Consider the following 22,601-nt stretch of genomic DNA (forward strand, 5'->3'; position numbering starts at 1 on the left):
CTCGCGCCGACCAACCGCACCTCAGGGGAACGTGACGGCACCCAGCCACAATCAACCTGACAACCGCGCCGCCAGCTGGAACGTGACGACAGGAGTTAATTTCGGAGAGGCGGATCAGTGGCCGCCCCGGTCGAGCCGCGCACCACCAGCTCCGGCAGGAACACGAACTCGGCATGCGGCGCCGGGGTGCCGCCGACCTCCTCCAGCAACGCGTTCACCGCGGCCTGCCCCATCGCCTCGACCGGCTGGCGCAGCGTTGTCAGCGGCGGATCGGTGAACACGATCAGCGGCGAGTCGTCGAAGCCGACCACCGAGACGTCCCGGGGCACCTCGAGGCCGCGCTGCCGGGCCGCCCGCACCGCGCCCAGCGCCATCAGGTCGCTGGCGCAGATCACCGCGGTGCAGCCCTTGTCGATCAGCGCGTGCGCCGCGGCCTGCCCACCCTCCACGGTGAACAGCGAGTGCTGCACGAGGTGCTCGGCCTCCTCGGCGGACATCGGCAGCAGGGTGCGCATCGACTGGACGAAGCCCTCGATCTTGCGCAGCACCGGGACGAACCGGCGCGGCCCGACGGCCAGGCCGATCCGCTCGTGGCCGAGCTCGACCAGGTGCGTGACGGCCAGCCGCATCGCCGCCCGGTCGTCGGTGGACACGAACGGCGCGGAGACCTTCTCGGTGTGGCCGTTCACCATCACGAACGGCACGCCGCGGCCGGCGAGCTTCACGTACCGGTCCATGTCGGCGGTGGAATCGGCGTGCAGCCCGGAGACGAAGATGATGCCGGTGACCCCGCGGTCCACCAGCGCGTCGGTGAGCTCGTCCTCGGTCGACCCGCCCGGACTCTGCGTGCACAGCACCGGCGTGTACCCGACCCGGGTCAACACCCGCTCGATCACCTGCGCGAACGCCGGGAACACCGGGTTGGACAGCTCCGGCGTGATCAGCCCGATCAGCCCGGCGCTGCGCGCCCGCAACCGCGGCGGGCGCTCGTAGCCGAGCAGGTCCAGCGCGGCCAGCACGGCCTCCCGGGTCGGCGCCGACACCCCGGCCTTGCCGTTCAGCACCCGGCTGACGGTCGCCTCGCTCACCCCGGCCTGCGCCGCGATGTCAGCCAGCCGGGTCGCCGAAGTACGGTCCACCCGCACAATCTAGCAACCCGTTGCAGCGGGATTCAGGACCTCTTGCAGGCTCAGGTCCAGGGCAGGGCGGACCGCCGCGCCCAGTACTCGCCGGGCGGCCCCGCCAGGGCCTCGAGCCCGGCCGGGTCGTCGAGCCGGACCTCGAGGCAGGCGAGGTTGCTCCGCAACTGGTGCACGCCGGCCGGGCCGAGCAGCACGGTGTCCGCCCAGGGCTGGGCCAATGCGGCGGCGAGCGCGATCGCGTCCGGGCCGACCCCGTGCCGCCGGGCGAGTGCGATGATCGCCGCCGGCGGGTCGACCGCGAGCCGGCCGTTGGCCAGCGCCTCCTTGACCGTGGTGGACCAGCCGGCGGCGTGCGCCTCGGCCAGCCGCGGCGCCGCCGAGGGCTCCAGCGGGTTCCAGGTCGACTGCACCGCGCTGAACAACCGCCGCCCGCCGATCTCGACGTCCAAGGCTCGGGCGATGGTCTCGCCCTGGGCCGGCCCGGTCGTGGAGAACCCCACCCGCACCCCGCCGTCGCGCAGCTCCCCCAGCGCCGCCAGCAGGTCCGCTTCCGTCCAGAGTGGACTGTCCAGGGTGAGGGAATGCACCTGGTAGAGCGCCAGCCGGTCGCCGAGCAGATCCAGCGTCTCGGCGAGTTGGATGCGGAACCGCGCCGCGGTGTGCTCCTTGACCTCGTGCACCGGCGCGTCCAGCCGCCAGTCACCGAGGTAGGCGTAACCCCACTTGCTCGACACGATCACGTCGGCGTGCCCGCGTGCGGCCAGCCAGGCGGCGAGGAAGTCCTCGGCCAGCCCGTAGGAGCGCGCGGCGTCGACCCGGCGGACCCCGGCCGCGTACGCCTCGTCCAGCACCGCCCAGCAGGCCGCGCGCATCGCCTCGACCGACCGGGTGGCCGGTAACTCACCGTCCCGCCCGACGTTGATGTACGCCGGCCGGCCCAGCGCGGCCAACCCGACACCCAGACGCGTGATCACACCGACACGCTACGGCCGCATAATGCCCTGAAGGTGGCCTTCAAGACGCTCAACGTCCTGAAGGCCACCTTCAGGGCATACGCTGTGTGATGCTGGCCCCGTGATCGTCACATTCGACGCCGAGCTGTGGATCTGGGACGCCCGGCGCGCCGAGAGCTGGACCTTCGTCAGCCTGCCCGCCGAGGCGTCCGAGGAGATCCGTGAGCTGGCCGAGGGACCCCGCCGGGGTTTCGGCTCGGTGCGGGTGCGGGTCACGATCGGCGGCAGCACGTGGAGAACCTCGATCTTCCCGGACAGCGAGCGGGGTTACGTGCTGCCGATCAAGCGCGCCGTGCGCACGGCCGAGACCCTCGACGCCGGGGACGTCGCGAGCGTGACCGTCGAGCTCATCGACCTGTGATCACGGATCGGTGGGGCCGAGCTCGGGGTGGGCGACGAACCGGGCGACCGGCTCGGTGAGCACGTCGAGCTCGAAGATCACCAGCTCGTTGCGGCCGGCGCGGACGACCGGACCGGGCACGTAGAGGGTGCGCTGCGGGCCGCGGCGCCAGTAGCGGCCGAGCGGGAAGCCGTTGAGCCAGGCCATCCCCTTGCCCCAGCCGGTGGTGTCGAGGTGGAGGTCGGCGGGTTCGTCCAGGTCGAACCCGGCGCGCAGGAGCACTGGACCGGCGACCGGTTCGGTGAGCGGCCCGGTGGGGGTGGCCGGCCAGGGCGACGGCGGGGCGTCCAGCCGCAGCGGCAGCACGTCCCAGCCGGTGAGCTCGGCGCCGTCGAAGAAAACACCGCCGATGACGCCCTTGGGCTCGCCGATGCGCGGGCCGTAGTTGACCCGGCCCTGGTCCTCCAGCAGCACGGTCAGCTCACCCCGCGGCCGCGGCAGCCCGATGGCCCGATCGTGGTGCTCGCGGAGCAGCACACCGACCGGGTGATGGTCCAGGAACACCGCCGCGCGGTCGCGGACCTCGCCGAACACCAGCACGCCCGGACCGCCCGGCCGGTACAGCCGGGTGCGGAGCAACGCCAGGCGCGGCAACGGATCCAGCTCGTCCAAAGTGGGCAGCCGGTCGTAGTGCTGCCAATTTCCCCACCACCGCGGGGAATCGAGCAGGAAGGCCGGGTCGCCGAGCGGCACGGTCAGCTCCGGCGCCGGTTCGGCCGGTGGGGGAACCGCGTCCGGCACCGGGTGGTAGTGGGAGATCACCTCGCGGAACGCGTGGTACTTGGCGGTGGGATGGCCGGCCTCGTCCAGCGGCGCGTCGTAGTCGTAGGAGGTGACCAGCGGTTGGTACACACCCTTGTCGTTGGCGCCGTTGGAGAATCCGAAGTTGGTGCCGCCGTGGAACATGTAGAGGTTCACCGACGCGCCGGCGGCGAGCAACGTGTCGAGCTCGGCGGCAGCCCGCTCGGCCGGCGTGCGGTGATGATGCTCGCCCCAGTGGTCGAACCAGCCGTTCCAGAACTCCATGCACATCAGCGGCCCGGTCGGCTGATGCGCGCGCAGCACCGCCAGCTTCTCCGCGCTGCCGGAGCCGAACGACGCGGTCCGGTGCACGCCGTCGACACCGCCGTCGGCGAGCATCCGACCGACCGGTTGGTCCACTGTGGTCAGTGGCACGGTGATCCCGGCGGCCCGGGTGAACTCCACCAGGGCCGCCAGGTACTTCTCGTCGTCACCATAGGCGCCGTACTCGTTCTCCACCTGCACCAGGATCACCGGTCCACCGCCGGAGATCTGGTGCCGGGCCACGATGCCGAGCACCCGGTCCAGATAGTCCCGGACCGCGGCCAGGTACCGCGGCTCGTTGCGCCGGACGCCGACCTCCGGGTCGCGGAACAGCCACGCCGGCAGGCCGCCGTTGTCCCACTCGGCGCAGATGTACGGGCCGGGCCGGACGATCGCGTACATCCCGGCGTCGGCGACCAGCCGCAGAAACCGGTCCAGGTCCAGACCACCGGTGAGGTCGAACGCGCCGGGCTCCGGGGCGTGCGCGTTCCACGCCACGTAGGTCTCGATCGTGTTCAACCCCATCAGCCGCGCCTTCTCGATCCGGTCCGCCCACTGGTCGGGGTGGACCCGGAAGTAGTGCAGCGCGCCGGACAGGACCCGGAACGGCCGGCCGTCGAGCAGGAAGTCGTGCTCGCCTATGGAGAACTCGGGCATCAGCCGGCCTTGACCGTGAAGCCCTGCTGGTTCCCGTAGTCCATCAGCGCCTTCTGCCAGTCCCGCAGCCCGGCGTCGATGTCGGTGCCGTTCAGGTAGGACTTGCCGACGGTGTCGGCGAAAACGCTGTTGGCGTAGAGCTCGTAGGGCAGGTAGCTCCAGCCCTTCGCGACGGTCCCGGCGGCGGCGGTGAGCACCTCGTTGATCTTCTGCCCGCTGAAGTAGGCCGGAGCCGAATCCTTGAACGAGGCTGCCTGCAGGTCGGCCGTCGTCGCCGGGAACCCGCCGCTGTCCAGGAAGATCTTGATGCTGCTCTCGTCGTGGTTGAGCCAGCGCACGAAGCCCGCGGCCAGGGCCGGATTGGCGCTCTGCTTGAGCACCGACTGCGTGCTGCCGCCGTTCTCCGCGGTGACCGGCTGCCCGTCGTAGGTCGGCATCGGCGCGACGGCCCACTTGCCCGCGGCGTCCTTGACCGACTGCTCGAGCACACCCGGCATCCACGCGCCGGTGACCAGGCTCGCGATGGTGCCGTTACCCAGCGCCCGGTACCAGTCGTCGCTCCACCCTGGGATCTGCGACAGCAGCTTCTCCTTGAGCAGCTGGTTCCACACGCCGGTCCACTTCTTGGTTCCCTGGTCCTGCAGGTTGATCGTGACCGTCTTGCCGTCGGTGCTGAACGGCCGGCCGCCAGCCTGCCAGATCATGCTCGTGGCGAAGCCCGGGTCGCCGTTGTCGCTGGTGATGTACTTCGAGGGGTCGGCGTTGTGCAGCTTCCGCGCCGCGGCAAGGTACTCGTCCCAGGTCTTGGGCACGGTGATCCCGTACTGGTCGAACACCGCCTTGTTGTAGAACAGGGCCATCGGACCGGAGTCCTGCGGCAGCCCGAACAGGCCGTTCGCCACGTGCACGGCGTTCCACGTGGACGGTGTGTAGTCCTTCTCCATCGAGGAGAGGCCGTACTGGTTCAGGTCGACCAGCGAGCCGGGCAGGGCGAACTGCGGCAGCGCGAAGTACTCGACCTGGGCGACGTCCGGGGCCCCGGAACCGGCCTTGATCGCGTTCTGCAGCTTGGTGTAGTGGGTGTTGCCGGTGCCGGCGTTGACCAGGTTCACCTTGACCTTCGGGTAGGCCTTCTCGAACGCGGCGACCTGCTGCTCCGCCTGCGGGGTCCAGGTCCAGTACGTGATCGTGCCGCCCTGCTGCAGTGCCGCGTCGACGGAGTCCGCCGAACCGGCACCGGCGCTGCCCGAGGAACCGGACGAGGACGAGCAGCCGGCCAGGGCGAGCCCGAATGCCGCGGTGAGTGTGACGGCCACCTTCCCATGGCGTACCAGGGTTTTCATTTCTGTCCTTTCGCGACGGTCGCGATCCGCTACTGCTTGACGCTGCCCGCGGCCAGGCCCGACTGCCAGAAACGTTGCAGCAGGAGGAAGGCCGCGATCAGCGGGACGATCATGAGCAACGACCCGGTGATCACGAGGTGGTAGATCGGCTGGGCATTGGCTCCGAGCGCCTGGGCGTTCCATTGGGACAGACCCACGGTCAGCGGGTACCAGTCCGGTTTGCTGAGCATGATCAGCGGGAGGAAGTAGTTGTTCCAGGTGGCCACCATGGCGAACAGCGCCACCGTGGCGATGCCCGGCGCGAGCAGCCGAAGCCCCACCGTGAGGAAGATCCGGACCTCGCCGGCGCCGTCGATCCGCGCCGCCTCGAGCAGTTCGTCCGGCACCGCGTCGGTGGCGTAGACCCAGATCAGGTAGAGGCCGAACGGGTGGATCAGCGACGGGATGATGATCGCCCACGGCGTGTTGGTCAGACCGAGGTCGCTGAACAGCAGGAAGGTCGGGACGGCGAGCGCCGTGCCGGGGATCGCGATCGCGCCGAGGATCACGGCGAACACCGCGCGGCGGCCGGCGAAGGCGTACTTGGCCAACCCGTACCCGGCCGCGGTGGCGAGCACGGTCGCTCCCCCGGCGCCGGCCACCACGTACAGCACGGTGTTTCCCACCCAGCGCAGGAAGATTCCGTTGTTGTACGTGAGCGTCTCGGCGATGTTGTCGAACAGCGCGAACGGGCCGCCGAACCACAGGCCGGGCGTGGACAGCAGCGCGGGCTGGCTCTTGGTCGCGCTGATCACCAACCAGGCCAACGGAACCAGCGTGTAGAGCAGGTAGATGGTCATCGCGGCGGTGAGCACCGGCGACCTCGGCTGGTTGCGGCCCGCCATCACATGCCCTTCCGCGCGCCGCGCAGCTGCACGGCGTAGGCGATGACCGCGGTGAGCAGTCCCATGACGATGGCGATGGTGGCCGAGTAGTTGTACTGCTGGCCGCCGAAGGACAGGTTCAGGGCGTACATGTTCGGCGTGTAGAAGGTGTTGATCACGTTGAGGTTCAGCGGCCGCAGGATGTTCGGCTCGTTGAACAGCTGGAAGCTGCCGATGACCGAGAAGATGGTGGCGATCACCAGCGCGCCGCGCAGGGCCGGCAGCTTGACGCTGGCGATGATCCGGTACGCGCCGGCGCCGTCGATGGCCGCCGCCTCGTACAGCTCGGCCGGGACCACCCGCAGGGCCGAGTAGAAGATCAGCATGTTGTAGCCGACGTACTCCCAGGTGACGATGTTGCCGATGGAGGTGAGCGTCCAGCCGGCGGACAGCGGATGGATGACGTCGCGGCCGAGCAGGTGGTTGAGGTTGGCGGCGAGGCCGAACGTGTCGCTGTAGATGAAGCCCCACATCAGCGTCGCGACGACGGCGGGCACCGCGTACGGCAGGAAGATCACGAGGCGGAAGAAGCCGGCGGCGTGCAGCCGGGCGCTGTCGATGGCCAGCGCGGCGAGCAGCGCAAGCAGCAGCATGACCGGCACCTGGACGGCGAGGAAGCGCAGCACCCGGCCGAATGCCTCCCAGAACTTGGGGTCGCCGAGGGCCTGGGCGTAGTTGTCCAGCCCGACGAACGTGGTGCCGCCGAAGAACACCTGCTCGCGGAACAGGCTCAGCCAGGCGGTGTAGCCGATGGGCGCGAGGAAGGTCAGCGCGAACACCAGCAGGAAGGGTGTGACGAAGATCCAGCCGCGGCGTTCCCAGGGCCGGCGCGGCACCCGTCCGGGAAGGCTCCGGCGGGCCGGGACGGCCGTGGACGTCATCGTCGCTCCGCTGCATGTTTACGTCAACATTGACGGGGACGGTAGCTTGTTGACGTAAACATGTCCAGTGTTGAGGAGTGTTGGTGGTTCAGGACGCGCTACCGGCCGACCGCCGCCCGTCCATGGCCGACGTGGCGCGGGAGGCGGGCGTCTCCGGGCAAACGGTTTCCCGCGTGGTCAACGGCCGCGTCAACGTCGACGACGCGACCAGGCAACGGGTGCTGGACGCCATGCACCGGGTCGGCTACCGGCCCAACAGCGCCGCCCGCGCCCTGCGCAACGGGCAGTTCCACAGCCTCGGCGTGATCATGTCCACGCTGGCCACGGTCGGCAACAGCCGCACCCTCAACGCGATCGCCTCGGCCGCGGTCCCCCGCGGCTACTCCATCACCCTGATGCCGGTGGGCCACACCACCCAGGGCGAGGTCACCGGCGCGTTCAGCCGGCTCAACGAGCAACTCGTCGACGGCGTCGTGGTGCTCATCGACGAACACGAGCTCGACCACAGCGAAATCCAGCTCCCGCATGGCCTCCCCGTCGTAGTGATCGACTCCAACCCCCGCTCCGACTACCCCATGGTCGACACCGACCAGGCCCAGGGCGCCGAGCTCGCCACCACGCACCTACTCGACCTCGGCCACCGCACCGTCCACCACCTCGCCGGCCCACGCCACTCCTACGCCGCCGAGCACCGCGAGAAATCCTGGCGCGCCACCCTGGCCCGGCACGGTCGCCAGGTCCCCGAACCACTCAGCGGCGACTGGTCCGCCGAATCCGGCCACACCCTCGGCACCACCCTCGCGCGCAACCCTTCGGTCACCGCCATCTTCGCCGCCAACGACCAAATGGCCCTCGGCCTCCTCCGCGCCCTCCACGAACACGGCCGCCGCGTCCCCCACGACATCAGCGTCGTCGGCTTCGACGACACCGACGAATCCGCCCACTTCTGGCCCCCACTCACCACCATCCGCCAATCCTTCGCCGAAGTAGGCCGCCGCGCCGTCGACACCCTCCTCACCGAGATCACCTCCGGCGCCCACGAACCAACCTCGATCAACGTCCCCACCACGCTCGTCACTCGCTCCAGCACCGCCGCACCACCCCCACGAACCCCGAGCTGATCCAGGCAGATCCGGCCGGGCTCAACGTTTCCCGGTCGCGCTCGATCTACTGCTGGGCCACCCACCTCCGTGCGTCGTTCGACCGGCAGATGACCCTGCGGTTCCGGACGCCTATTCGTTGGTCGACATCCTCCACGACTGGGACGACGACCACGCCCACCGCATCCTGGCCCGGTGCGCCGGGGCCGCTCACCCAACCGGCCGCGACCACGCTGACCGACCAACGCTGCCTTCTCGAATTCCAGCTTGTTGGGTAAGGGTTGCCGGATCAGCGGTGAGGTCGTGGTTGACGTGATTGCCGCCGGCGGAGGGCGCGGAGGGTTTCGGCATTGGCGTAGCCGACCCGGTGGGCGATCTCCTCTGTGGACAGGTCGGTGGTGCGGCGGAGGTGGTCGGTGCGTTCGAGGCGCAGCCGCTGGACGATGTCCAGGGGGCTGAGGCCCAGTACGTGGCGGGTGCGGCGTTCGAGGGTGCGGCGGCTGGTGCCGATGGCCCGGGCGGCGCTGGCGACGTCGAGCGGCGCCGCCAGGTGTTGGCGCAGGTAGCGTTCGAAGTCGCGCACGATGGGGTCGTCGTGATCGAGGTGGTCGTAGACGACGAAGGTGGCCTGGGACGGGCGCTGGTCGATGAGCAGCAGGCGGGCGACGTGTTGGGCCAGCTCGGGGCTGATGCCGCGGAGGATGGACAGGGCGAGGTCGATGTGGGCGAAGGCCGCGCCCGCGGTGAGGAACGGGCCGTCGGCGACGACCATGCTGTCCAGGTCGACGGCGACGGCGGGATACCTGGTCCGGAACGCGGTGAGCAGGAACCAGGTGGTGGTGACCCGGCGCCCGTCCACGAGCCCGGTCTCGGCGAGCGGGAACACCCCGGTGCAGGCGGCGGCGATGCGGCACCGGTCCGGGTCGATCGTGCCCAGTGCGCGCACGACGGCCTGGCCTTCGCGTCCGGCGATGGCGGCCTCGGTGTCCGGCGCGGTCATGGTGCCGAGCGCGGGCACGATGACCACGTCGAGATCGTCGAGCTCGCGCAGGGTCCGTTCGGCGGTGATGGTCATTCCGGCTCCGGTGACGACCCGCCGGCGCGGCCCGGCGACGGCGAGCTCGAGGGCCGGCAGCGACGGATCGACCTGCGGGCGGACCAGCTCGGCGGTCCGGACGATGTCGACGATCGACGCCACCGCCGAGGTGAAGCAGCCGTCCTGCACGAGGAGCCCGATACGCATGACGCAGACAATAGGGAAACTGTCGTATCCGCCACTACCCCCCAAGTGCCGGCAACCCCTACGTTCGGGGCCGACATTCTCACCGATCCCCGAGGAGCCACCATGTCGACGCTGACCCTGGCCTTCGTCGCCAAGATCGTCGCCAAGCCCGAGACCGCCGGCGAGGTCGCCACCTTCCTCGCCGGTGCCGTGGACCTGGCCAACGACGAGGCGGGCACACCCGTGTGGTTCGCGTTGCGCACCGACGACACCACGTTCTGGATCGTCGACGCCTTCGCCTCCGAGACCGACCGGCAGGCCCACATCAACGGCCCCATCGCCGCGGCACTGCTGGCCAACGCCGACCGCCTGCTCGCCACCGCACCGGAGATCCTGCCCGCCGACATCCTCGCCGCGAAGGTCTGAAACTGACGGAGAGGCGGATCAGCAAGGGGATGGTGCGTGGTCCATTCGGTTGGCCGCCTGGGGCACACTGCACGGATGATCGACGTGACCGACCACGGCGGTGTCGCCGTGCTGCGGCTGAACCACGGCGCGGTCAACGCGCTGGACCTCGAGTTGCTCAGCGCGCTGCCGGGCGCGCTGAGCGCGGTCGCCGGCGCCCCGGCGGTGGTGCTCACCGGCGCCGGGCGGTGCTTCTCCGCCGGTGTGGACCTCAAACGCATCGTCGAGGGCGGCGCACCGTATGTCGCCGAGTTCCTGCCCGCGCTGAGCACCGCCGTGCTGGCCCTGTTCGACCATCCCCGCCCGGTCGTGGCCGCGGTCAACGGGCACGCCCTGGCCGGCGGCTGCGTGCTGGCCGCCGCCTGCGACCTCCGGCTGATGTCGGCCGGCACCATCGGCCTCACCGAGCTGGCCGCCGGGGTCCCGTTCCCCACCGTGCCCTTGGAGATCATGCGCCACGCCACCGGGCCGGCGGTGTCGGACCTGGTCCTCACCGCCCACACCCTCGACCCCGGGGCGGCTCGCGCCGCCGGCCTCGTCCACGACGTCGTCAGCCCCGACGACCTGCTCCCCACCGCCGTCCGCCGCGCCGAGCACCTCGCCGCCGCACCCGCCCCGGTCTACGCGCTCAGCAAGGAGCAGCTCCACCGCCCCACCCACGACCGCATCACCCGCACCCGTCCCCTCGACGATCCACGCGTCCTCGAGCTCTGGAGCTCTCCCACCACCGCGGCGATCCTGCGCAACTTCCTGGACATGCTCTCCAGCCGTGGGAAATAGGCACGTTGCTCAGCAGCTTGAATGCATTTTCAGGGTGACGATGTCATTCCACAGCGCGGTGTCGAATGTCGCCCAGGCGCGGAACCGGTAACGTTCGGCGCTGCTCGGCATGTTCTGCACGAACTTGCGCCAGTCGCCGCCGACCGGGTGCTCGGTGGCCAGTGAGCCCAGGATGGCCCCATTCACGTCCAGCAGGTCGACGTGCCAGATCACCCAGGCGTCGTCATCGCCGCCGCTGGTGACCGTGGCGTCGAAGGTCGCGGTGCCGTTGGGGAACAATGTCCACTTGGCACCCTCGAACATCGTGCAGTCACCCTTCCGGATCAAGCCCCAGGTGAACTCCCACGGGGTCCAACCGGTGAGCTGCTCCGCGGTGGCGTTCGACGTTTCCACAATGATCGACGGGTCCATTTCTGCCGCCCTTCGCTGAGGATTCCGACATTAACAAGATGCGCGGGACGGACCGGTGATACCACTAACGACCGGCAGTTGCCGGCAGCGCCAGAGCAATGGCGAGGTCATTGTCGAGGAACATGAGCCCACGTTCGCCGAACCGTTGAAAGGCATTCGCGACAGCCGAGACCGGCACGTCGAGACCGAGCTCACGGTGGACAGCAGCGGCCGTTCTCGGCCGGTCCACGCAGGCCAGATAGATCGCGGCCAATGTGTCGTGGAACGTGTAGGTCCCCTGCCGCTCCGGCCGGCCGTCATAGATCTGCAGGAAGCCGGGCGCGGACCGGAACACCAGGATCGGCGCTGAATCCGCCTCCCAGGCCGTCGACCACTGCGCCACGGCCGCCCGCAGCGGCTCGTACGTCCCCGGGTCCAAGGCGCCTTCCAGCTCGTATTCGAAGAAGTAGGCGATCCGCTCGATGTCCATCGTGGCCGGATAGACCTGCCGGTAGCTCGATTCGGGCCTCCGCCAGCGCATCGGGAACCGGGAGGGTTGGGTGAACAACGGGCTGAACCGCTCCAGCCACACCCGTCCGGCGCTGGCCGGCGGCTGCAGGTGGTACAGCGCGGGGATGGCGGCGGTCTGGGCGGCGTAGTCCTCCGCGGTCTCGCCCGGGAATCCCCAGAGGATGTTCCACCCCACGCTGATCCCGTAATACCGCGCCCAGCGCAACAGGTTGACGTTCTGGGCCGCCCGAACGCCCTTGTCCATCAGCGAGAGCACCCGCGAGCTCAGCGACTCCAGCCCCGGCTGCAGCCGCGTGACACCCGCCGTCGCGAAGTTCTTGAGCTGCCCACGGGTCAGGTTCGCCTTGACCTCGTAGAAGATCTGGTAGTCGCGGCCGCCCTCGGTGATCGCCGGAAGCAGCGTCTTCAAGTACGCCAGGTCGAGAATGTTGTCGACGGCCTCGAACCGGAACGTGTGGTACCGCCGCGCCTGCTGGTCCAGCTCACCGAGCACCCGGTCCGGCGACTTGGCGCGGAACCGCATCGTGGTTCCGTTCAGCCCGCAGAACGTGCAGTGGTGTTTGGCGCCCCACCAGCAACCCCGCGCGGACTCGAACGGAATCGCGATGTGCCCGGTCGGCAGGCCCAACCGCGCCGCCCGCTCGAAATACTCGCCGTAGTCCGGCGCCGGCAGGTCGTCAAGCCGGTCCTGCGGCGCGGCCGGCGGGGTCGCGACCACGCCGTCGCCGACCCGCCGGGCGACCCCCGGGATCCCGATGGGGTCATCCCCGGCGGCCAGTGCGCCCAGCAGCGCGGGAAACACCGTGTCCCCCTCACCGATGACAGCGAAGTCGACACACTCGACCGAACGCACCAACTCCAGACCCATCTCCCCGTCGAAGTTGGCCCCGCCGAACACGGTCAGGATGCCGGGATACCGTTCCTTCAACCGCCGGGCCAGCGCGAACGACGCCGTGTTCTGCTGAAACGTCGAGCTGAACCCGACCAGCCGGACCCCGTCGAACTCCTCGACCAGAGCGTCGAGGTAAGCCGGAACGTCGTGCTCGCGCACGGCCAGCAAACGCTCCGCCCCACCGATCTCCTCAACGCCGAGTTCCGCAACCAGTCCACCACCCGGATCCGGCGCCTCGTCACCGAACGCCTCGACCGAGAACAGCCAGTCGCCGACCTGCCGGCCACGATGCTCAGCCAGCGGCTGGTACTGATCCACCCCGATCCGCATCGCGAAATCGAGATTGGCATGCAATGTCCGCACCGAAAACCCATGCCGTTCCCCGATCGCCTTGAGCAGCCCGAGTTGGATGGAAGGACGATCAGCCTGCTGGAATGGCATGGACACGATGACGGTTGGCCAAGCGGTCATGTCAAGACCTACCCGATCGCATGAGGCCCCTTGATCCCCGTCGGGCCGGGCGTAATTATTCTGGGAAGCATTGCCGCCCACCCATCGGCCGCTGGCCCACCAGGGCTATAGGCCAGGAGCAGCTCTGCTTGGTCTGGTGTAAAGCAGCCTTCGAACTCTTCTTGGAAATATTCCTCCTTCACGGAGGCATTCCAGGCGATCCCGACGATGGCATCGAGCAAGGCTTGCTGCGGTCCCGTTAGCGACTCTCTGAAATCCTTGAGCTTCTCGCAGAAATCGGCCAGCTGCGCTTCGGTGATTTCCGGCATGAATCCTCCTAATCTGATAACTGTCCACTGTGTACTTGGGCCAGCCTGGCGCGTACCTCACCGGCTTCGGGATGGGCGAGGTGCGCGAGGATGTCGTACGCTCGCTGCCACTCAGCTCGGGCCGACTCGACATCACCCAGTCCATGACGGATGCTTGCGAGCTCGATCAGCATCCACGCCTCGGTCATGAGGTATCCGGTCCGGTGCACCAACTCCGCGGCCGCCTCATAGCAGGCGATCGCCTCGGCGTGGTTGCCGAGTTCCTTGTGGGCGTGGCCGATGCTGTGCCGGGTCATGGCCGCGCCGAGGTGATCGTCAAGCAACTTCTGCAAATCGAGGGCTTGCTCGCAGTACTCGATGGCGACCGCGTGCTCACCGAGCAGCGTGTGGAACCAGCCGACCGCGTTGAGCGCCTTCGCTTGTCCGGCTCGGTGCTCGGCCGCACGAAACAAGTCCAGGGCTTGCTTGGCGTGCACGAGAGCCTCGGTGACCGCTCCCTGCCGGTCGAGCAGCCAGGCGAGCTGATGATGCGCGTAGGCCTGACCGACCATGTCGCCAGCGGACCCGTACAGGTCCAGCGCGGCCTGGATGTCAACACGGGCTTCGCCGTACTCGCCGAACCAGACCCGGGTACCGCCCAGGTGCAGGTGCGCGAAGGCCTGCTTGCGCTCGTCATCGAGGCGGCGGGCGGCGGCCAGCGCCGCCGTGAGCGCGTCGCTCTCGTCGTGCCAATGCCCTTGCATCGCAAGGAATCGGCGGATCGACCAGGCGAGCTCCCAGACCTCGGTGTCGAAGTCGGGAACCTGGTGGACGGCCAGCAGCAGCACCCGGTGCTCGGCCTTGAACCAGGCGAGCGCCTGTCCGTGGTCGACGATCCGTTCCGACCCGGCCCCGGGCGGGAGCGGGGTCAGCGTGGGCGGCACCTCGAGCCGGGGGTCGAGGAAACCGTCGGCGTGGTAGGCGGTGTGGGCGTAGTGGCCGAGCATGCGGCGGACCGCGCATTCGCGGTCGGCCGGGGAGTCCTGCTCGTGGACCAGTTCGGCGGCGTAGGCGCGCAGCAGGTCGTGCAGGGTGTAGCGGCCGGGGGTGGGCTCAGCGATCAGGTGCGCCGCGGCCAGTTCGGCGAGCACCGGCCGCACCTTGCTGACCGGCAGGCCGGCCAGGCTGGCCGCGGCGGGGGTGCCGATGTCCGCCCCGGGATGCAGGCCGAGCAACCGGAATAGCCGGGCGGCCGCCGCGTTCAGCCGAAGGTAGGACCAGGAGAACACGGCCCGGGCGTCGGTCGCCGGATCGGCGCCGGCGAACTCGTCCAGGCCGCCGCGGGCGTCGCGCAGCTGGCCGGCGAGCGCGGCGAGGCGGAAACCTGGGTGCATGACCGCGCGAGCGGCCACCACGGCCAGGGCGAGCGGCAGGCGCGCGCACAGGCGGATGATCTCGTTGACCGCGACCGGTTCGGCCACGAGCCGGCCGGCGCCGAGGCGGGCACGAAGGACCGCGTACGACCCGGCGTCGTCGAGGAGGTCGATGTCGACCACATGCGCGCCGGCAGCGATCAGGCCGGCGAGCTGGTCGCGGCTGGTCACCACGACCAGGCAGCCGGGTGCGCCGGGGATCAGGGGGCGCACCTGCTCGGCGTCGCGGGCGTTGTCCAGGACCACGAGGACGCGACGGTTGGCGAGGAGGCTGCGATAGCGGCCGGCCTGGGCCTCCAGGCTCGTCGGAATCAGGCTCGGCGGCACATCCAGCGCCTCGAGGAAACCGCGCATCGCCTCGGCGGCGGTGACGGGCGATCCGGTCGGGTCGAAACCGCGCAGGTTCACGTACAGCTGGCCGTCGGCGAACGCGGCGCGGACCGTGTGCGCCCAGTGGACGGCCACTGTGGTCTTTCCGACGCCGGCCGTTCCGGACAGGACGATGATCCGGGTGGCCGCCGAGGGTTCGGCGAGCAGGGCGTCCAGGCGGCGAAGTTCCGCGTCGCGCCCGGCGAAGCCCGGGGTGTCGGGGGGCAGCTGAGCCGGTGTGGCCGGCAGCGTGGCCGGGTGCGGGGTGGGCAGCTCACCACGCAGCAGCGCGGTGTGCAGGGCGCGAAGCTCGGGACCCGGATCGGTGCCGAGTGCCTCGGCGAACCGTTGTCGCACGGCGGCGTAGCGGTCGACGGCCTCGGCGTCCCGGCCCGCGGCGTGCAGGGCGCGGATCAGCAGCGCCTCCAGCGGTTCGGCGAGCGGGTACGCCTCGGCGAGATCGGGGATCATGCCGATCACCGGTTCCGGGCGACCCAGCCGCAGTTCCAGCTCTCCCCAGAGCACAGCCACCGCCACCCGCCGGCGGTGCCAGCTCGTGCGGACCTGGTCGGCCCAGTCCCCGGCGATGCCGGCCAGCGGGGCGCCGTGCCAGAGACCCAACGCCTCGGTCAGCGCCGCCGCGCGGTCCGCATCGGACAAATGGGGGTCATTTCCACGCCCTGCCAGGTGGACGAACCGGTGTAGATCAATTGAGTTGGGGTCGATCTCCAGGACGTAGCCCGCGTTTCGCCGGGCCACACCGCCGGTACCGGCGCGTTTCAACATCTGACGGATTCGGCTGAGGTGGGAGTACAGCACATTGCGCGCCTCAGCGGGTGGATTGTCCCCCCAGACCCGGTCGATGAGCGTCTCGATCGGAATTGGCCGTCCGGCGTCCACCGCGAGCGCGGCCAGAACCGCCTGCTGACGTGGGGTTCCAGCATCGAGTAACCGCCCCGCTACCTGTAGCTGCACCTCCCCGAGCAGCCGAAACTCCATTCGGCGGGCTCCCAGCGGTCGACTCGTGACGAACGGCGCAATTGATGCTGCCTGGTCCGCAAGGTCGCTGCAAGGTCGGTGCGCAGGGCGTGGCGAAATCGTGAGCCCCAACCGCAGACCCAGGGAGCCACCATGCACCACGATTCGCCGGTCGCACCATTGTTGGAGAGTGCCGCGCGGGGCACGGAATCCGCCTGGCAGAAAATTGTCGAACGCTACACGCCACTGGTTGTGTCGGTATGCCACGGCCACGGGATTCGGGGGCCGGACGCCGACGACGTCGGCGGCTCGGTGTGGCTGCGGCTGGTGGCCAACCTGGCCGGCATCCGCGAACCGGAGGCGCTGCCCGGCTGGCTGCGCACGACCACCCGGCACGAATGCCTCACGCTCCTGCGGCACCGCAGCCGGCAAATCCCGACCGACACCGAGCTGGGCGGCGCGGAAACCGATTCCGAGCTCGACACCGCGCTGATCGGCGCGGAACGCCGCGCCGCGGCCCGCGCGGCCTTTGCTCAGCTTCCCGAGCGGGATCGACAACTGCTCGCGATGCTGTTCGCCGACCCGCCGAAGCCGTACCGGGAGATCAGCGTCACGCTGGGAATTCCGGTCGGCGCGATCGGCCCGACCCGGGCCCGTTGCCTCGCCCGGGCTCGCCGCACGCCCGCGATCGCGGCGCTTCTCGCCGATCACCATGCCTCTCTGATTGAGCAGGGCGCGGCTTGATACGGCGGAAGCGGTTCACCGTTCGGAGAACAGGGCGGTGACCGGTGCGGAGAGCGGGAGGTCGCGGGACGAGCTGCCGGCGTCGAGCTGGTAGCGGCCGGGGACCGTGGTCCAGCGCTGGGCGCCGGTGTCCCAGACCGAGGAGGCGCGCTGGTCGAGGGTGAAGTGGACGCGCCGGCGCTCGCCGGGCCGGAGGTCGATCTTGTCGAAGCGCGTCAACTGGTGCGGCGGCTCGCCGGCGGCGGCCGGGAAGGTGAGGTGGAGCTGGACGACCTCGGCACCGGAGCGGGAACCGGTGTTCGTGACGTCGACCTCGACGTGCACCTGGCCGCGGCGCCCGAGCACCGGTGTCGCCCGCAGGTGGCTGAGCCGGAAGTCCGTGTAGGACAGGCCGAAGCCGAACGGGAAGAGCGGCTCCTCGCCCTGGGCGTCGTACCAGCGGTAGCCGAGCTCGAGCCGCTCGGAGTAGGTGACGGTGCCGTTCACGCCGGGGTAGCGCTCGGGCGTGCTCACCGGCGTCTGGCCCTCCGCACGCGGGAACGTGACGGGCAGCTTGCCGGACGGGTTGACGTCGCCGAGCAGGATCGCGGCGAGCGCGGTGCCGTCCTCCTCGCCGGGGTACCAGGCCGACAGCAGCGCGGGCACCTGGTCGGCCCACGGCAGCAGCACCGGCGCGCCGGCGTTCAGCACGACCACGGTGCGCGGGTTGGCCGCCACCACCGCGCGGACCAGCTCGTCCTGGTTGCCGGGCAGGGACAGGTTCGGCCGGTCCGCGCCCTCCCGCTGCTGGTCGCCGACGATCACCACGGCCACGTCCGCGGAGCCGGCGAGTTGCGCCGCCGCGGCCGGGTCCGAGCCGTCCAGCGTGCCGACGGTGACCGCGGGGCCGAGCCGCTGTCGAAGCGCTTCGACCGGGGAGACCGTGTACAGCGGGTTGACGTGTGAGCTGCCCCCGCCGCCGGGGTGCACCACGGCCGAGTACGGGCCGATCACCGCGACCGAGCGCAGCGCCGCGGCGTCCAGGGGCAGCAGGTGGGCCGCGTTCTTGAGCAGCACCGCGCTCTGCTCCGCGACCCGGCGGGCGACCGCACCACCCGCCGCGGCGTCGATCGGCGTGACCGTGCGGGGGTGGTCGAACAGCCCGGCCCTGATCTCCACCGCGAGCCGCCGCACGATCATGGCGTCCAGCGCCGCCATGCTCACCCGGCCGTCCAGCACGGCCTGCCGCAGCTCCTCGTCGTACGGACCGTTGTCGCGCAGCTCGAGGTCCTGGCCGGCCCCGACCGAGCCGACCGCGGTGCGCGTGGCGCTCGCGTCGGACTGCACGAAACCCGTGAAGCCCCACTGGTTTCGCAGCACGTCGGTGAGCAGGTGCCGGTTCTCGCACATGAACGCGTCGTTGACCGCCGGGTAGGCGCACATCACGGCGCCCACGTGGCCCTGCTTCACCGAGTCCTCGAACGCCGGCAGGTGCAGCTCGTGCAGGGTGCGGTCGTCGATCACCTCGCGGATGGTCTTGCGGTCGCGCTCCTGGTCGTTGGCGGTGTAGTGCTTCACCTCGGCCAGCACGCCCTGGCTCTGGATGCCCACGATGTTGGCCCCAGCGAGGTACGGGTCCTCGCCGTAGTTCTCGAACGCCCGCCCGCTCGGGTAGACGCGGACCAGGTTGACGTCCGGCGCCTCGATGAGACTGCGCCCGCGTTGTCTACCCGGGCGAGATCCGGGTCGAAGCCGGCGGCGAGCGCGACCGGCGCGGGCAGCGCCGTGGCGTTCGGCTGCTCCGGCACCGCGCCGGTGCCCACCCCGGCCGGGCCGTTCGTGATCAGGAAGTCCGGGATGCCCAGCCGCGCGATGCCGGGCACGAAGCGGGCGATCCCACCGGCCCCGCGGCCCGTGGTGTGCGTCTGGGTGAGCTTCTCGTCGAGCGTCATCTGTGCCACGAGCGCCGCCGCCCGCTCCTCCGGCGACCGGGGTTCGGCCTTGGCCAGCGCCCGGGGCACCGGGCCGAGGGTGAGGACGAGTGCGGCCACGATCACGGTCACCGTGCGGCTCATGGTTCTTCAGGCAAGCAGCATAGATCCGATGAATCAAGGGGTTCTCGCGGTTTTCGCGCCCGAAGGTCAGGCAATTCCGATGATGCATCGGATGTACTGCGCGAATCGGCGGGCTCAGCCTGACGGGGTGACTGAGAGACGCGAGGCTCGCCTGCCTCTCGGGTGGCGGCGGCGGGCGGCGCATTTTGATCTTCGGGCGGCCTGGCGAGGCCAGTGTCGGTGTCATGATCGCGGTTGGGGTGCGGCTCTTCCGGAGGGACGGTCCTACCGGCGTCGAAGGCGGTTACCGGTGGTGTTGGTGTGATGATTGGTGCTGTCGTTGCGATGGGCAATGCGACGAATGCGTCCTTCCTCACGCTGAGCGCGGCAAAGGACGCCTTCATCACCCAGGTGATCCCCCGACCCGCCAGGCCTGGGTAGTGTCGGCCGGGTGAGCACCGCGGAGTGGGAGAGCCGGCTGGCCGAAGCGTGGGCGCGGCTGGACGAGCTGGATGAGGCGGATTTCCTTGCCCTGATTGACAAGCTCGCCAGCGAGCTGCCGGAAGGCAGTGCCGTCGCGGCGTTCGAGCGGGGCTGCTCGTTCGACTCGACCGGGCACTCGGACCGCGCCGTGCCGCTCTACCGCACGGCCCTGGACGCCGGGCTGACCGGCGAGCGGCGGCGGCGCGCGGTGATCCAGATGGCCAGCTCGATCCGCAACCTCGGCCGGCCACAGGAAAGCGTCGACCTGCTCACCGCCGAGCTGGCCGCTGGTTCAGACCACCTGGACGACGCGGTCAAGGCCACCCTGGCGCTGGCCCTCACCGACGTCGGCCGGGAGCGCGAGGCGGTATCGCTGGCGATCTCCGCGCTGGCGCCGCATCTGCCGCGCTACCAGCGCTCCATGGCCAACTACGCCCGCCTTCTTGTTGAACCGGAATCGTGAACCGGCCAACAAAGTAAGCGGCGGCGCGGCGAGCGCACCGAACGGGAGGCGGCGTGGGTCCGCCTCACCTGATCGGGTGCGTTTCGAATCGCGCCGCCGCTTACCGGCGGATCGTGCCGAAGCGCGGTGGTCGCTACTTCTTGCCGCGCTTGGCCGTCTTCTTGGCGTGGGCCTCCTCGAACGCGTCGATCACGTTGGCCGGGATGCGGCCGCGGTCGGCGAGCTCGTAGCCGTTCTTCTTCGCCCATTCACGGATCGCGCGGGTCTGCTCCTTGCTGCGGGTGTCGGCCGGTCGCGCCGGGGCAGCGGTGGGTGCGGCACCCCGCTTCACCCGGCCACCGACCCGCCGGGCCGACTCGACGTAGTCGGCCAGGCTGTCGCGCAGCCGTTCCGCGTTCTCCGACCGCAGGTCGATCTCGTAGGTCACGCCGTCCAGCGCGAAGTTCACGGTCGAAACATCCTCGCCGGGAACGCCGTCCAAGTCGTCGACGAACTGGACGAGTACTTTCTGGGCCATCTGGGTCAACTTTCTACTGGGTCAATGATGGTCGCGCACTGTGGATTGCCGCGATGGATCACCGCGTTCGCCGACAGCCTACTCGATACTATTCCGTACGCGCGTCAACTTGCTCGATCCACATAGGTGAGTCGCCCGATCGGGCCGGCGGGCACCCCCATAGAATCGCCGCCGTGCCTAGTCCTGGAAGCCGCGCGGATGTGAGCGACGCTTTACCGGTGCTGCGCCGGGTCTTCGGGTACGACTCGTTTCGCCCCGGTCAGCAGGCGATCATCGACCACGTCGTGGGCGGTGGCGACGCGCTCGTGCTCATGCCGACCGGGGGCGGAAAGTCCCTCTGTTATCAGATCCCCGCGCTCGTCCGGCCCGGCATCGGCGTGGTGGTCTCCCCGTTGATCGCGCTGATGCAGGACCAGGTGGACGCGCTGCGGGCCCTCGGCGTACGGGCCGATTTCCTCAACTCCGCGCAGGATCCCGGTCAGCGCCGGACGGTCGAGGCGCTGGCCCTCGCCGGTGAGCTCGAGCTGCTCTACCTCGCCCCGGAACGCCTGCGGGTCGAGTCGACAATGCGGTTTCTCGACCGGTGCGACATCTCACTCTTCGCCATCGACGAAGCGCATTGCGTGGCGCAGTGGGGCCACGACTTCCGGCCGGACTATCTGGCTCTGTCCGCGCTGCACGAGCGCTGGCCGAAGGTGCCAAGAATCGCGTTGACCGCGACGGCGACCAAGGCCACCCACGCCGAGATCGCCTCCCGGCTCAACCTCGACGACGCGCTTCATCACGTGGCGAGCTTCGACCGCGCCAACATCCAGTATCGAATTGTGCCCAAGAAGGAACCGCACAAGCAGCTGCTCGCGCTGCTGCGCACCGAGCACGCCGGCGACGCCGGCATCGTGTACTGCCTGTCCCGCGCCTCGGTGGAGAAGACCGCGGAATTCCTTGTGGCCAACGGAATCCCAGCGCTGCCCTACCACGCGGGGCTGGACAATCGCACCCGCGCGGCGAACCAGGCCCGGTTCCTGCGCGAGGACGGCCTGATCATGGTGGCCACGATCGCGTTCGGCATGGGTATCGACAAGCCGGACGTCCGGTTCGTGCTGCACCTCGATCTCCCCAAGTCCGTCGAGGGCTACTACCAGGAGACCGGCCGGGCCGGGCGGGACGGCCTGCCCTCCACCGCCTGGCTCGCCTACGGCCTGCAGGATGTGGTGCAGCAGCGCAAGATGATCGAGACATCCGACGGCGACCTCGCCCACCGCCGCCGGCAGACCGCGCACCTCGACGCCATGCTCGCGCTCTGCGAAACCGTCGAGTGCCGCCGGGTCCAGCTGCTCGCCTACTTCGGCGAGCAGGCCGCGTCGTGCGGCAACTGCGACACCTGCCTGTCCCCGCCGGAGTCCTGGGACGGCACCATCGCCGCGCAGAAGGTGCTCTCCACGGTGTTCCGCCTCGACCGCGAGCGTCACCAGAAGTTCGGCACCGGCCAGATCACCGACATCCTCCTCGGCCGCACCACGCCCAAAATCACCCAGTTCGGCCACGACAAGCTCACCGTGTTCGGCGTCGGCACCGAGCTCAACGAAAGCCAGTGGCGCGGCGTGGTCCGCCAACTCCTCGCCCAGGGCCTGCTCTCCGTCGAGGGCGACTACGGCACCCTCGTCCTCACCGACGCCAGCGCCGGCGTCCTCCGTGGCGACCGCCAGGTCATGATGCGCCGCGAACCCGAACGCGTGGCCCGCCCTTCGGCCAAACCCGGCCGCGCGCCGGTCGACCTCCCCGCCTCCGCCGCCCCGATCTTCGACAAGCTCCGCACCTGGCGCGCCACCACCGCCAAGGAGCAAGCCGTCCCCGCCTACGTGATCTTCCACGACGCGACCCTGCGCCAGATCGCCGCCGCCACCCCCACCACCCTCACCGAGCTCGGCGCCATCAACGGCGTCGGCGAACACAAACTCGCCAAATACGGCCAGCAGATCCTGGACACCCTCAGCGAGTCCAAGGAAGCAATGTGACATT

Annotated in this window: 22 protein-coding genes; 8 read left to right on the plus strand and 14 right to left on the minus strand. The window is 69.9% G+C overall.

Translation table 11 applies throughout. The annotated features are described in order from the left end of the window. Positions 1–95: 95 nt before the first annotated feature. Positions 96–1,139 carry a LacI family DNA-binding transcriptional regulator gene (locus VGR06_RS26505; protein ID WP_327561850.1) on the minus strand — a complete coding sequence of 348 codons (1,044 nt, stop codon included), beginning with the start codon at positions 1,137–1,139 and terminating at the stop codon, positions 96–98. A gap of 50 nt (positions 1,140–1,189) precedes the next feature. After that, a complete protein-coding gene (locus tag VGR06_RS26510) occupies positions 1,190–2,113 on the minus strand; it encodes an aldo/keto reductase (RefSeq protein WP_327561870.1) in 924 nt (307 codons plus the stop codon). A gap of 103 nt (positions 2,114–2,216) precedes the next feature. On the opposite strand from VGR06_RS26510, the gene VGR06_RS26515 reads away from it, so the two are divergent. Then, on the plus strand, positions 2,217–2,516 hold the full coding sequence (locus VGR06_RS26515) for a DUF1905 domain-containing protein (RefSeq protein ID WP_327561851.1): 300 nt from the start codon (positions 2,217–2,219) through the stop codon (positions 2,514–2,516). Here the strand turns inward: VGR06_RS26515 and VGR06_RS26520 are convergent, their stop codons facing one another. The 4 genes from VGR06_RS26520 to VGR06_RS26535 are packed head-to-tail and all read right to left on the minus strand — an operon-like array spanning position 2,517 to position 7,424. Beyond that, on the minus strand, positions 2,517–4,277 hold the full coding sequence (locus VGR06_RS26520; protein ID WP_327561852.1) for a beta-galactosidase family protein: 1,761 nt from the start codon (positions 4,275–4,277) through the stop codon (positions 2,517–2,519). It lies immediately after the preceding gene. Continuing rightward, positions 4,277–5,593, minus strand: coding sequence for an ABC transporter substrate-binding protein (locus tag VGR06_RS26525; protein ID WP_414637333.1), 1,317 nt, complete (start codon positions 5,591–5,593; stop codon positions 4,277–4,279). The genes VGR06_RS26520 and VGR06_RS26525 overlap by 1 nt, the downstream gene beginning before the upstream one ends. Positions 5,594–5,649: 56 nt before the next feature. Beyond that, positions 5,650–6,504 (minus strand): carbohydrate ABC transporter permease, encoded by an 855-nt coding sequence (locus tag VGR06_RS26530; RefSeq protein WP_327561854.1) that lies wholly within the window; start codon positions 6,502–6,504, stop codon positions 5,650–5,652. Next, positions 6,504–7,424 (minus strand): sugar ABC transporter permease, encoded by a 921-nt coding sequence (locus VGR06_RS26535; RefSeq protein WP_327561855.1) that lies wholly within the window; start codon positions 7,422–7,424, stop codon positions 6,504–6,506. The genes VGR06_RS26530 and VGR06_RS26535 overlap by 1 nt, the downstream gene beginning before the upstream one ends. Positions 7,425–7,546: 122 nt before the next feature. Between VGR06_RS26535 and VGR06_RS26540 the strand changes: the two genes are divergently transcribed. Continuing rightward, positions 7,547–8,545 carry a LacI family DNA-binding transcriptional regulator gene (locus tag VGR06_RS26540; RefSeq protein WP_327561871.1) on the plus strand — a complete coding sequence of 333 codons (999 nt, stop codon included), beginning with the start codon at positions 7,547–7,549 and terminating at the stop codon, positions 8,543–8,545. A gap of 118 nt (positions 8,546–8,663) precedes the next feature. Next, positions 8,664–8,840, plus strand: coding sequence for a hypothetical protein (locus VGR06_RS44045; protein ID WP_414637334.1), 177 nt, complete (start codon positions 8,664–8,666; stop codon positions 8,838–8,840). Here VGR06_RS44045 and VGR06_RS26550 read toward each other — a convergent pair. Beyond that, positions 8,814–9,767, minus strand: a complete 954-nt coding sequence (locus VGR06_RS26550) for a GlxA family transcriptional regulator (RefSeq protein WP_327561856.1) — start codon at positions 9,765–9,767, stop codon at positions 8,814–8,816. The genes VGR06_RS44045 and VGR06_RS26550 overlap by 27 nt on opposite strands. Positions 9,768–9,869: 102 nt before the next feature. Here VGR06_RS26550 and VGR06_RS26555 point away from each other — a divergent pair, with 102 nt between their 5' ends. Next, the gene (locus VGR06_RS26555) at positions 9,870–10,172 is read left to right on the plus strand and encodes an antibiotic biosynthesis monooxygenase (RefSeq protein ID WP_327561857.1); all 303 of its coding nucleotides are present in this window, start codon (positions 9,870–9,872) and stop codon (positions 10,170–10,172) included. A gap of 75 nt (positions 10,173–10,247) precedes the next feature. Continuing rightward, entirely contained in the window at positions 10,248–10,991 is a 744-nt protein-coding gene (locus VGR06_RS26560; protein ID WP_327561858.1) for an enoyl-CoA hydratase/isomerase family protein, read from the plus strand. 9 nt (positions 10,992–11,000) lie between these two features. On the opposite strand, the gene VGR06_RS26565 is transcribed toward VGR06_RS26560, so the two are convergent. The 4 genes from VGR06_RS26565 to VGR06_RS26580 form a co-directional block, all read right to left on the minus strand. Continuing rightward, on the minus strand, positions 11,001–11,402 hold the full coding sequence (locus VGR06_RS26565; protein ID WP_327561859.1) for a DUF6294 family protein: 402 nt from the start codon (positions 11,400–11,402) through the stop codon (positions 11,001–11,003). A 64-nt stretch (positions 11,403–11,466) separates the two neighbouring features. Next, a complete protein-coding gene (locus tag VGR06_RS26570) occupies positions 11,467–13,275 on the minus strand; it encodes a RiPP maturation radical SAM C-methyltransferase (RefSeq protein WP_327561860.1) in 1,809 nt (602 codons plus the stop codon). Between the two features lie 8 nt (positions 13,276–13,283). After that, positions 13,284–13,583 carry a hypothetical protein gene (locus VGR06_RS26575; protein ID WP_327561861.1) on the minus strand — a complete coding sequence of 100 codons (300 nt, stop codon included), beginning with the start codon at positions 13,581–13,583 and terminating at the stop codon, positions 13,284–13,286. An 8-nt stretch (positions 13,584–13,591) separates the two neighbouring features. Continuing rightward, complete coding sequence (locus VGR06_RS26580; RefSeq protein ID WP_327561862.1) at positions 13,592–16,363, minus strand: AfsR/SARP family transcriptional regulator; 2,772 nt, start codon at positions 16,361–16,363, stop codon at positions 13,592–13,594. A 132-nt stretch (positions 16,364–16,495) separates the two neighbouring features. On the opposite strand from VGR06_RS26580, the gene VGR06_RS26585 reads away from it, so the two are divergent. After that, on the plus strand, positions 16,496–17,086 hold the full coding sequence (locus VGR06_RS26585) for a sigma-70 family RNA polymerase sigma factor (RefSeq protein ID WP_327561863.1): 591 nt from the start codon (positions 16,496–16,498) through the stop codon (positions 17,084–17,086). Between the two features lie 15 nt (positions 17,087–17,101). Here the strand turns inward: VGR06_RS26585 and VGR06_RS26590 are convergent, their stop codons facing one another. Together VGR06_RS26590 and VGR06_RS26595 are read right to left on the minus strand one after the other, a co-directional pair. Then, positions 17,102–18,751, minus strand: coding sequence for a glycoside hydrolase family 3 C-terminal domain-containing protein (locus VGR06_RS26590; RefSeq protein ID WP_327561872.1), 1,650 nt, complete (start codon positions 18,749–18,751; stop codon positions 17,102–17,104). Then, entirely contained in the window at positions 18,640–19,140 is a 501-nt protein-coding gene (locus VGR06_RS26595; protein WP_327561874.1) for a hypothetical protein, read from the minus strand. Before VGR06_RS26595 ends, VGR06_RS26590 begins: the two co-directional genes overlap by 112 nt. Positions 19,141–19,570: 430 nt before the next feature. Between VGR06_RS26595 and VGR06_RS26600 the strand changes: the two genes are divergently transcribed. Next, positions 19,571–20,065, plus strand: coding sequence for a tetratricopeptide repeat protein (locus VGR06_RS26600; RefSeq protein ID WP_327561864.1), 495 nt, complete (start codon positions 19,571–19,573; stop codon positions 20,063–20,065). A 133-nt stretch (positions 20,066–20,198) separates the two neighbouring features. Here VGR06_RS26600 and VGR06_RS26605 read toward each other — a convergent pair whose 3' ends face one another. After that, a complete protein-coding gene (locus VGR06_RS26605; protein ID WP_327561865.1) occupies positions 20,199–20,582 on the minus strand; it encodes an Lsr2 family protein in 384 nt (127 codons plus the stop codon). 200 nt (positions 20,583–20,782) lie between these two features. Between VGR06_RS26605 and recQ the strand changes: the two genes are divergently transcribed. Next, positions 20,783–22,597 carry a DNA helicase RecQ gene (recQ, locus tag VGR06_RS26610; RefSeq protein ID WP_327561866.1) on the plus strand — a complete coding sequence of 605 codons (1,815 nt, stop codon included), beginning with the start codon at positions 20,783–20,785 and terminating at the stop codon, positions 22,595–22,597. The last annotated feature ends 4 nt before the right edge of the window (positions 22,598–22,601 follow it).

Source organism: Actinophytocola sp. (genome assembly GCF_036002505.1).
GTDB lineage: Bacteria > Actinomycetota > Actinomycetes > Mycobacteriales > Pseudonocardiaceae > DASYTH01.